The following is a 9,050-nucleotide window of genomic DNA, read 5'->3' as shown; positions in this document are numbered from 1 at the left end:
GCCATGTACGCCGAGGCCGGCCTCGACGCCGCCGGCATCCTGAAAACCGTCAAGGCCGCCCTCCCCGAGCGGAAGGCCGGTCAGTCGGGGCGCCTGCGCCTCGCCTGAACCTGCATTCCGGGCGCGCCGCATCCGGGTTTTGCAACCCGGGTGTGGCCCCATTGCGCTTGTCCGAGTGCGGTTTCGATGACAAAAGCGCGCCATCCGCGGGCTCGGCGTTCGCTCCGGGCCCCGCACGCGCAGAAGATCCTCAGACCCTTCGAGAGAAATGCCACAGGCGACCCCTTCCGGCCCGTTCGATGCCGGCCCGGTTCTCATCACCGGCGCGAGCGGTTTCCTGGGAGCGGCCCTGGTGGACGTCTTCCGTAAGGCCGGCTTTGCCGTGCGGATCATGGTCCGGGCCACCTCGCCTCGCACCAACCTGACCTGGACCGACGTCGAGATCGTCGAGGGCGACATGCGCGACCGCGCCGCCGTGGCGCGCGCGCTCCAGGGCCAGCGCTACCTCGTCCATGCGGCCGCCGATTACCGGCTCTGGGCACCGGATCCGGAGGAGATCGTCGCCACCAACCGCGACGGCGCCGTGATCCTGATGGAGGAAGCCCTCCGCGCCGGCATCGAGCGCGTGGTGTATACGTCCAGCGTCGCCACCATCAAGCCGCACGACGACGGCACGCCCGCCGACGAGACGCGGCCCCTCACCCCCGGCACGGCCATCGGCGCCTACAAGCGCAGCAAGGTCGTGTCCGAGCGCGTTGTCGAGGAGATGGCGGCCCGCAACGGCCTGCCGGTGGTCATCGTCAATCCCTCGACGCCCATCGGCCCGCGTGACGTGAAGCCCACGCCGACGGGACGCATCATCCTGGAGGCCGCCCTGGGCCGGATGCCCGCCTTCGTCGATACCGGCCTCAACCTCGCCCACGTGGACGACGTCGCCGCCGGGCATCTGCTGGCCCTGCGACACGGCCGGACCGGCGAGCGCTACATCCTGGGCGGCGAGAACGTGCTCCTGTCGCAGATGCTGGCCGACATCGCCGGTATGGTCGGCCGCAAGCCCCCGACCGTCAACCTGCCCCGCGCCGTGGTCTACCCGATCGCCTTCGTTTCGGAACAGATCGCGCGGTTCACCGGCAAGGCCCCCTTCGCCACCATCGACGGCATCCGGATGTCCCGCTACCGGATGTTCTTCTCGGACGCCAAGGCGCGAGCCGAACTCGGCTACACCGCCCGCCCCTACGCGGAAGGCCTGTCCGACGCGATCGCCTGGTTCCGCCGGGAAGGACGCCTGTGATGAGCACGACGATCCAGACGGCCACCGAGGCGCGCACCGGCAAGGGTTACCGCGACGAGAACTTTCCCGTCGCGTCCCACCTCATCCACCCGAAGCATCGCGGCGCGATCCTGGCGTTCTACGACTTCGTCCGCGCCGGGGACGACGTCGCGGACCACACCGGCCTGACGCCGGAGCGCAAGATCGAACTTCTCGACGCCCTGGCCGAAGACCTGACGGGCACCCGCCCGACGGATTCGGCCGCCGAGCCCCTGCGCCGGGAACTCGCCGCGCGCGGGCTGGCGCCGACGCACGCCCTCGAACTGCTCGACGCCTTCCGCCTCGACGCCCGCAAGAGCCGCTATGCCGATTGGGACGAGCTGATCGCCTATTGCCGGCTCTCGGCCATGCCCGTCGGCCGCTACGTGCTCGATGTGCACGGCGAGGATCGGAGCGTGGTCTGGCGGTCCTCGGACGCAATCTGCGCCGCCCTGCAGATCATCAACCACCTGCAGGATTGCGGGAAGGATTTCCGCAGCATCGACCGGGTCTACATTCCTCAGGATACCATGGACCGGCACGGCGCGGCGATCTCCGAACTCGGGGCCGACAAGGCCTCGCCGGCTCTGCGCGGTGTTATTTCCGAGTTGGCGGAACGCACCATGGGACTGCTCGACGAGGGGGCGGTCCTGCCTGACCTCATCGCGGATCTGCGCTTGAGCCTGGAGATCGCCGCGATCCACCGCCTCGCCGTCGTCCTCTGCAAGGGGCTGATGGAACGCGATCCCCTGAGCGAGAAGGTCCACCACGGCAAGGCCGCCTTCGCCCTCACGGCACTCGGCGGCATCGCCGCGACCCTGGGCCGGCGACCGTTCCGCGGCCGCACCCTGCGCGCCGAGGCCCGCAAGACTTCTCCGGGGGGCCGCCCGTGAGCGCCACCGCATCTCCCGCCGTGGCGACGACACCCACGGAAGCCGCCGCCCTGCCGGCGAAATCCTCGTCGTTCTACACGGCGATGCGCCTGCTGCCCCCGGAACGCCGGGCCGCGATGTATGCCGTCTACGCCTTCTGCCGGGCGGTCGACGACGTCGCCGACGATGGCGGGCCGGCCCCCGTCCGGGCGGCGGAACTCGACCGCTGGCGCGTCGACATCGACGAGCTCTATGCCGGGCGTCCGGCCGCGCGGGTGCAGGACCTCGTCGTGCCGATCCAGCGCTACGGCCTCCTGCGCGCGGATTTCCAGGCCGTGATCGACGGCATGGCGATGGACGCCTTCGAGGACATCATCGCCCCCGACGAGGCCACCCTGGACCTCTATTGCGACCGGGTCGCCAGCGCGGTCGGTCGCCTGTCCGTGCGCATCTTCGGGGTGTCGGAGGCGGAGGGCATCGCCCTCGCGCACCATGAAGGCCGCGCCCTGCAACTCACCAACATCCTGCGCGACATCGACGAGGACGCGGCGCGCAACCGCCTCTACCTGCCCCGCGAGAAGCTCGCCGGCATCGGCCTGCACGCGCCGACCCCCCAGCAGGCCGTCGACCATCCGCGCATCGGCGAGGTCTGCGCAAAGGTCGCGGCCGAAGCCGAGGCCCATTACCGGGAAACCTGGGCGATCATCGCCCGTTGCCCGCGCAAGGTCACCAAGGCACCGCGCCTGATGGCGGCGGCTTACCGCCTCTATCTCGACGCCGTCCTGGCGCGAGGTTGGAACAAGCCGCGCGTGCGGGTGAAACCGGGCAAGCTCGCCCTCCTGGGCGTCGCCCTGCGGCACGGAATCCTCTGATGGCCGGAACGGTTCACGTCGTCGGCGCGGGGCTCGCCGGTCTGTCCGCTGCCGTCTCCCTCGTCGAGCGCGGCGCCCGCGTCGTCGTGCACGAGGCCGCCAAGCAGGCGGGTGGGCGCTGCCGCTCCTATTACGATTCGACCCTCGGCCTGACCATCGACAACGGCAACCACCTGCTCCTGTCGGGCAACACCTCGGCGCTGGCCTTCATGCGCACGATCGGCGCTTCCGAGAGCGCGCTGAGCGGGCCGGCGGAGGCCGCCTTCCCGTTCGCGGACCTGAAGACCGGGGAGCGCTGGACCCTGCGTCCGAACGCCGGCCGTGTACCCTGGTGGGTGCTCCAGGCGTCCCGCCGGGTGCCCGGCACGAGCGCGCGCGACTACCTCGCGCCATTGGGCATCCTGAAGGCCGCCGCCGGCAAGGCGCCCGGGCAGGGCGGCACCATCGGCGAGAGCATGGACTGCGCAGGCACGCTCTACGAGCGCCTCTGGCATCCGGTGCTGCTGGCCGCCCTCAACACCGATCCCAAGGAAAGCGACACCGGGCTCGCGGCCACGATCCTGCGCGAGACGCTGGGCGCCGGCGGCAAGGCCTGCCGGCCGCTGGTTGCCGTGGGCGGTCTCTCCGCGGCCTTCGTCGATCCGGCCGTCGCCTACCTGGAGCGGCACGGGGCGGAGCTGCGATTCGGCCACCGCCTGCGCAGCCTGACGCTCGGCGTCGACCGCATCGACGGGCTCGTCTTCAGCGACGAATCGATCAGTCTCGGCCCCGATGATTCGGTGGTCCTCGCCCTGCCGCCCTGGGTGGCGAGCGACCTCCTGCCCGGCCTGCCGGCGCCTCAGAGTCACCGCTCCATCGTCAATGCCCACTTCGCTGTGGTTCCGCCGCCGGGATCGCCGTTACTTCTCGGCGTGGTGAATGGACTGACCGAATGGCTGTTCGCCTATCCGGATCGTCTGTCGGTGACCATCAGCGGCGCGGATCGTCTCTTGGATGTGCCGCGCGAGGATTTGGGACGTCGGATCTGGGACGAGATCGTGACCTTGACTGGACTTGCACCGGAACTGCCAAGCTGGCAGATCGTCAAGGAGAAGCGGGCGACCTTCGCGGCGACGCCCGCCGAGGCCGCGCGGCGCTCCGGCGCCGTGACGGCCCATCGGAATCTCGTCCTGGCAGGCGACTGGACCGCGACCGGTCTGCCTTCGACGATCGAGGGGGCGATCCGTTCGGGAACGACCGCCGCCCACGCGCTCGGACGTTCCGCGGGCGCGTGTGGACAGGCACCGGCACGCGGCGCGGCGTGAGTTATGGCGGCTGCCTGAGCAGCCGGTGAGGCGAGGACGATGCGGGAAGCATTCAGGAAGGTCGAGGCGCTGCAGCGCCCGAAGACGCAGGAAATCTCACTCGAGGACGTCGAGCGCGGTGTCGTGCGCGCGACCCAGGCCCTCTCGGCCCTGGCGCATGCGGACGGGCACCTGTGCTTCGAACTCGAGGCCGACGCGACGATCCCGTCCGAATACATCATGTTCCACCAGTTCCGGGCCACCGAGATCCCGGCGGAGCTGGAGACCAAGATCGGCAACTACCTGCGCCGCACGCAGGGCAAGCACGGCGGCTGGGCGCTGGTCCATGACGGGCCGTTCGACATGAGCGCCAGCGTGAAGGCCTACTTCGCCCTCAAGATGAGCGGCGATTCGATCGAGGCGCCGCACATGCGCCGCGCCCGCGAGGCCATCCTCTCCCGCGGGGGCGCCGCCAATTCCAACGTCTTCACCCGCTTCCTGCTGGCGCTCTACGGCGAGGTGCCCTGGCGCGCCGTGCCGGTGATGCCCGTGGAGATCATGCATCTGCCGAAGTGGTTCCCGTTCCACCTCGACAAGGTCTCCTATTGGGCGCGCTGCGTGATCGTGCCCATGCTGGTGATCCAGGCGAAGAAGCCGCTCGCCAAGAATCCGCGCGGCATCGGCATTCCCGAGCTCTTCGTGGCGCCGCCCCAGACCGTTCGGACCTGGCCGGGCAGCCCGCACGCGACCTGGCCGTGGACGCCGATCTTCGGCGCCATCGACCGCATGCTCCAGGTCACCCAAGATTACTTCCCGAAGAAGCGCCGCGCGCGCGCCATCGACAAGGCCGTGGCCTGGGTCAGCGAGCGCCTGAACGGCGACGACGGCCTCGGCGCCATCTTCCCCGCCATGGTCAACACCGTGCTGATGTACGACGTGCTCGGGTACCCGGCGGACCATCCGCAGGTGCGGATCGCCTGCGAGGCGATCGAGAAGCTCGTCGTCGTCAAGGAGAACGAGGCCTACGTGCAGCCCTGCCTGTCCCCGGTCTGGGACACGGCGCTCGCCGGCCACGCCCTCCTGGAGGCCGGCGGCCCGGAAGCCGAGCACCAGGCCCGGCGCGGTCTCGACTGGCTGAAGCCCCTCCAGGTCCTGGACATCAAGGGCGATTGGGCGGCAGGCCGGCCGAACGTGCGTCCCGGCGGCTGGGCCTTCCAGTACGCCAACCCGCACTTCCCCGACCTCGACGACACCGCCGTAGTGGTCATGGCCATGGACCGGGCGACGTATCAGCGCGGCCTCGTGGCCGACGTGCCGGATTATGCCAACGCGATCGCCCGCGCCCGCGAATGGGTCGAGGGCCTGCAATCGAGCGATGGCGGCTGGGCGGCGTTCGACGCCGACAACAACCACCACTACCTCAACCACATCCCGTTCTCGGATCATGGGGCGCTGCTCGATCCGCCGACCGCCGACGTGACTGCCCGCGTCGTCTCGATGCTGTCCCAGCTCGGCGAGACCCGCGCGAGCTCGAAGGCCCTCGACCGGGGCGTGACCTATCTGCTGAACGATCAGGAGGAGGACGGCTCCTGGTACGGCCGCTGGGGCATGAACTTCATCTACGGCACCTGGTCGGTGCTCTGCGCCCTCAACGCGGCGAACGTCGATCCGGCCTCGCCGGAGATCCGCAAGTCCGTGGCTTGGCTGATCCGGATCCAGAACCCGGATGGCGGATGGGGCGAGGATGCCTCGTCCTACAAGATCGACCCGGCCTTCGAGCCCGGCTACTCCACCGCCTCGCAGACGGCGTGGGCGTTGCTGGCCCTGATGGCGGCGGGCGAGGCCGACGACCCGGCCGTGACGCGGGGCATCAACTATCTGACGCGGACGCAAGGGGCGGACGGGTTCTGGTCCGAGGAGCGCTACACCGCCACCGGCTTCCCGCGGGTGTTCTACCTGCGCTACCACGGCTACCCGAAGTTCTTCCCGCTCTGGGCCATGGCCCGCTACCGCAACCTGAAGCGCAGCAACACCCGGACGGTCGCCTTCGGGATGTGAGGCGAGCGGACCCGCATCATGGCCTCGGATACCAGATCTCGTCCCGTCTTGGCCGTGACGGGCCTCGCGAAGGAGGCGCGCCTCGCAGCCGGACCGGGCGTCGAGGCCATCGGTGCGGGCGGTGACCCCGCCCGTCTCCGCGCCCTCCTCGCCGCGCGGGCCGAGCCCGGGTGCCGGGCCGTCGTCAGCATCGGCATCGCCGGCGGCCTCGATCACGATGCGCGGCCCGGCGACGTGCTGGTCGCCACGTCCATCGTGTATGCCGGCCGTAGCCACGCCGCCGATCCGTTCATCGCGAACACGCTGCTCGGCCTGCTCGCCGGATCGGGGCTGCGCGTGCGCTCCGCCCCGCTCGCGGGCGTCGATGAAGCCGTCCTCGAGGTCGCCGACAAGGCCGCATTGCGGGCGGCGACGGGCTGCGCCGCCGTCGACATGGAATCCCACGTCGCCGTCGCCTTCGCGGAGCGGCACGGCCTGCCTTTCGCGGCCCTGCGCATCGTCTGCGATCCCGCCACCCGGGCCATCCCGGCCTTCGCCGCCAAAGCGCTGAAGCCGAACGGCGAGCCCGATATCTGGGGCGTCCTCGCGGCGGTGATCCGTTCGCCCGGACAGATCGGGCCCCTCATCCACCTCGCGCGCGATTCGGGCGCCGCCTTCGCCAGCCTGAAGCGCTGTCGCGCGCGACTCGGCCCGGGGCTGGGCGTGCCGGCGTAGCGAACCGAACGAACGCGGGCCCGGCTCGGTCAGCGACCGCCCGGTCCGCCGGGGCCGCCGCCGAACCCGCCCGGCCCCCGGCCGAAGCCGCCGGGTCGTTCGAGGCCACCGCTTGGCCCACTCCCAAATCCACCGCCGGGCCCTCCGCCAAAGCCGCTTCCGCGTTCGCCGCCGAAGCCGCCATGACCGGGGCCGAACGCGCCAGGGCCGGCGCCACCGGGCGAACGCGTGTCGATGTCCAGGCGCGGCGGGCCGCCGGAAGCCCCACCGTCGAAGCGTGAGGCGCCTCCCCGAGATCCGCCCTCGGGGAGGGGCGGTCGCTCGGGCATCGCCGGTCGTTCGGTCCCGCGCGCGTCAATGCGCAGACGCTCCACGGTCAACCTGCCGTCGAGCCCCGGTTCCGCCATCACGATGGCGCGCACGCTCCCCCGCCGGGGAAGGTCGGAGACGGCGGCGCCCGAGACGTCGAAGCCGGAGCCGAGATGCAGCCCGCGCCCGTTGCGGCCGACATAGGCCTCGATGGATACGCGCCGCAGGCCCGGCACGAACAGGGCGCGGGCCTCGTCCACCCGGGCGACGGTGAGGGTTCCGCCGCTCGCCTCCCCGATCACCGTGGCGCGGCGGCCGACATGCTGTGGATCAACGCCGAGCAGCGTCAGGTCCCCAATCATCGCGCGGCCTTCGACGCCGCGCCGGATCCGGCCCGCGACCTGGGCCGGACCGGTGCTGCGGGGTTCGACTAGGCTCGCTACCACCACACCATCGGGCCGGCGCAGGCCGCTGACGGCGACGCGGTCGCCCGTCTTCCAGCGTCCCGCCTGGGCCGCCGGCAGCGCGACGCGCTGACCGAGGACGGTCAACGTTCCCTTGCCGGAGGCCTCGACGGGGCCGACCACCTCGCTGGTGACGTCGATGCGGCGGGTCGAGAGCGCGCTTCCGTCCGCGTGGGCCACGACGCGGACCACGTGCCCGATCCTGAGGTCGGAGACCGAGGCCGGCGCCCCGTCGATGCGCACGACGACGTCCTTCGGATAGGCGATGCGCAGGTCGTTGACGACGATGGAGCCGAAACGGCGAATCGTCCCGATCACGCCGGTGCCTCCGATGCCGCGGTCGCCGGTCTGCTCGGTGCCGTCAGCGGGCGGCGGGGTCGGGCGGGCGCCGGTACCGCCGATGCCCTGGTCGCGGATCGGCGGTAGCGGATCGGCCTGCGTCGCGAGGGCGAGGGGAGCGAGTCCGAGCAGACGCAGGGCGTCGCGGCGGCTGGGCGCGCGCATGGTCGGCCCCCTCACGCCTTGGCCGCCGTGTGCGGCACATCCTCGGCGTAGACGTAGAGGCCGAAATTCCAGCGGTGGCTGCCGCCGGGATCGGTCTCGCAGGCGGCGTGCGCCTCGCGGTTGGCCTGCTGGAGCGCCTCCATGGCGATCTCGCGCGCCCGCGCCTCCAGGCGCTCGGCGAGGTCTCGCGAGAGCCCGTCATAGTGGACGGCGCGTTCGAGGAAGCGCGGCGTCGGGCCCGTGATGTTGGCGACGCTCGCGGCGATGTGGTCGTGCAGGTTCCGGCCGAAATAATAGAGGTGGGACTCGTCGCCCCCCTTCGGCACATAGGCCGCCTCGGTGAGGACGATGTGGCCCTCCGCATCCGAGATCACGAGCCCCCGGTCCAGCCATTCGTCGAGGACGGCGCGGGGTCGCAGATCGCGGGTCACGGCCGCCACCAGGGTCTCGAAGGACGGAGCGTCCCCCTCGCCGAGCCGCGCCAGGGGCAGGGGCTGGCCGTTCGCATCGGTGAAGCGCGGGTCGGCGAGCCAGCGCGCGATGATGCGGCTCGTGCGCGAGACGGCCGAGGGCACGACGCCGACCGGCGCGCCCGCGCCGCGCAGGCGGCTCACCTCCTTGCGGTGGATGCCCGTGAGGAGGCTGACCCGGCTGTCCGTCTGCTC

8 protein-coding genes are annotated in these 9,050 nt (G+C 71.3%); 6 read left to right on the top strand and 2 right to left on the bottom strand.

Annotated features, from left to right (window positions below; translation table 11 throughout):
* The first annotated feature begins 268 nt into the window (after positions 1-268).
* Genes hpnA through K2X24_RS23540 form a run of 6 tightly spaced genes read left to right on the top strand, consistent with a single transcriptional unit; the run spans position 269 to position 7,108 of the window.
* Positions 269-1,291, top strand: coding sequence for a hopanoid-associated sugar epimerase (hpnA, locus tag K2X24_RS23565; RefSeq protein WP_292501690.1), 1,023 nt, complete (start codon positions 269-271; stop codon positions 1,289-1,291).
* The gene (gene hpnC, locus K2X24_RS23560) at positions 1,291-2,202 is read left to right on the top strand and encodes a squalene synthase HpnC (RefSeq protein WP_292501688.1); all 912 of its coding nucleotides are present in this window, start codon (positions 1,291-1,293) and stop codon (positions 2,200-2,202) included. The genes hpnA and hpnC overlap by 1 nt, the downstream gene beginning before the upstream one ends.
* The gene (hpnD, locus tag K2X24_RS23555; RefSeq protein WP_292501687.1) at positions 2,199-3,053 is read left to right on the top strand and encodes a presqualene diphosphate synthase HpnD; all 855 of its coding nucleotides are present in this window, start codon (positions 2,199-2,201) and stop codon (positions 3,051-3,053) included. Before hpnC ends, hpnD begins: the two co-directional genes overlap by 4 nt.
* Positions 3,053-4,357, top strand: coding sequence for a hydroxysqualene dehydroxylase HpnE (hpnE, locus tag K2X24_RS23550; RefSeq protein ID WP_292501685.1), 1,305 nt, complete (start codon positions 3,053-3,055; stop codon positions 4,355-4,357). The genes hpnD and hpnE overlap by 1 nt, the downstream gene beginning before the upstream one ends.
* Positions 4,358-4,396: 39 nt before the next feature.
* Positions 4,397-6,394: a squalene--hopene cyclase gene (shc, locus tag K2X24_RS23545; RefSeq protein ID WP_292501683.1), complete on the top strand. Its 1,998-nt coding sequence runs from the start codon at positions 4,397-4,399 to the stop codon at positions 6,392-6,394.
* A gap of 18 nt (positions 6,395-6,412) precedes the next feature.
* Entirely contained in the window at positions 6,413-7,108 is a 696-nt protein-coding gene (locus K2X24_RS23540) for a phosphorylase (RefSeq protein ID WP_292501681.1), read from the top strand.
* Positions 7,109-7,137: 29 nt separating this feature from the next.
* On the opposite strand, the gene K2X24_RS23535 is transcribed toward K2X24_RS23540, so the two are convergent.
* Both K2X24_RS23535 and K2X24_RS23530 read right to left on the bottom strand, forming a co-directional pair.
* Positions 7,138-8,385, bottom strand: coding sequence for a DUF5666 domain-containing protein (locus tag K2X24_RS23535; RefSeq protein ID WP_292501679.1), 1,248 nt, complete (start codon positions 8,383-8,385; stop codon positions 7,138-7,140).
* Positions 8,386-8,396: 11 nt separating this feature from the next.
* Positions 8,397-9,050: DUF6502 family protein (locus tag K2X24_RS23530; RefSeq protein ID WP_292501678.1), on the bottom strand; the 654-nt coding region annotated here is incomplete at its 5' end.

Origin of the sequence: Methylobacterium sp., assembly GCF_019750675.1 — a bacterium.
Classification (GTDB): Bacteria; Pseudomonadota; Alphaproteobacteria; order Rhizobiales; family Beijerinckiaceae; genus Methylobacterium.
The sequence above is the reverse complement of the archived record's forward strand: the minus strand, read 5'-3'. Positions and strand labels throughout refer to the sequence as shown.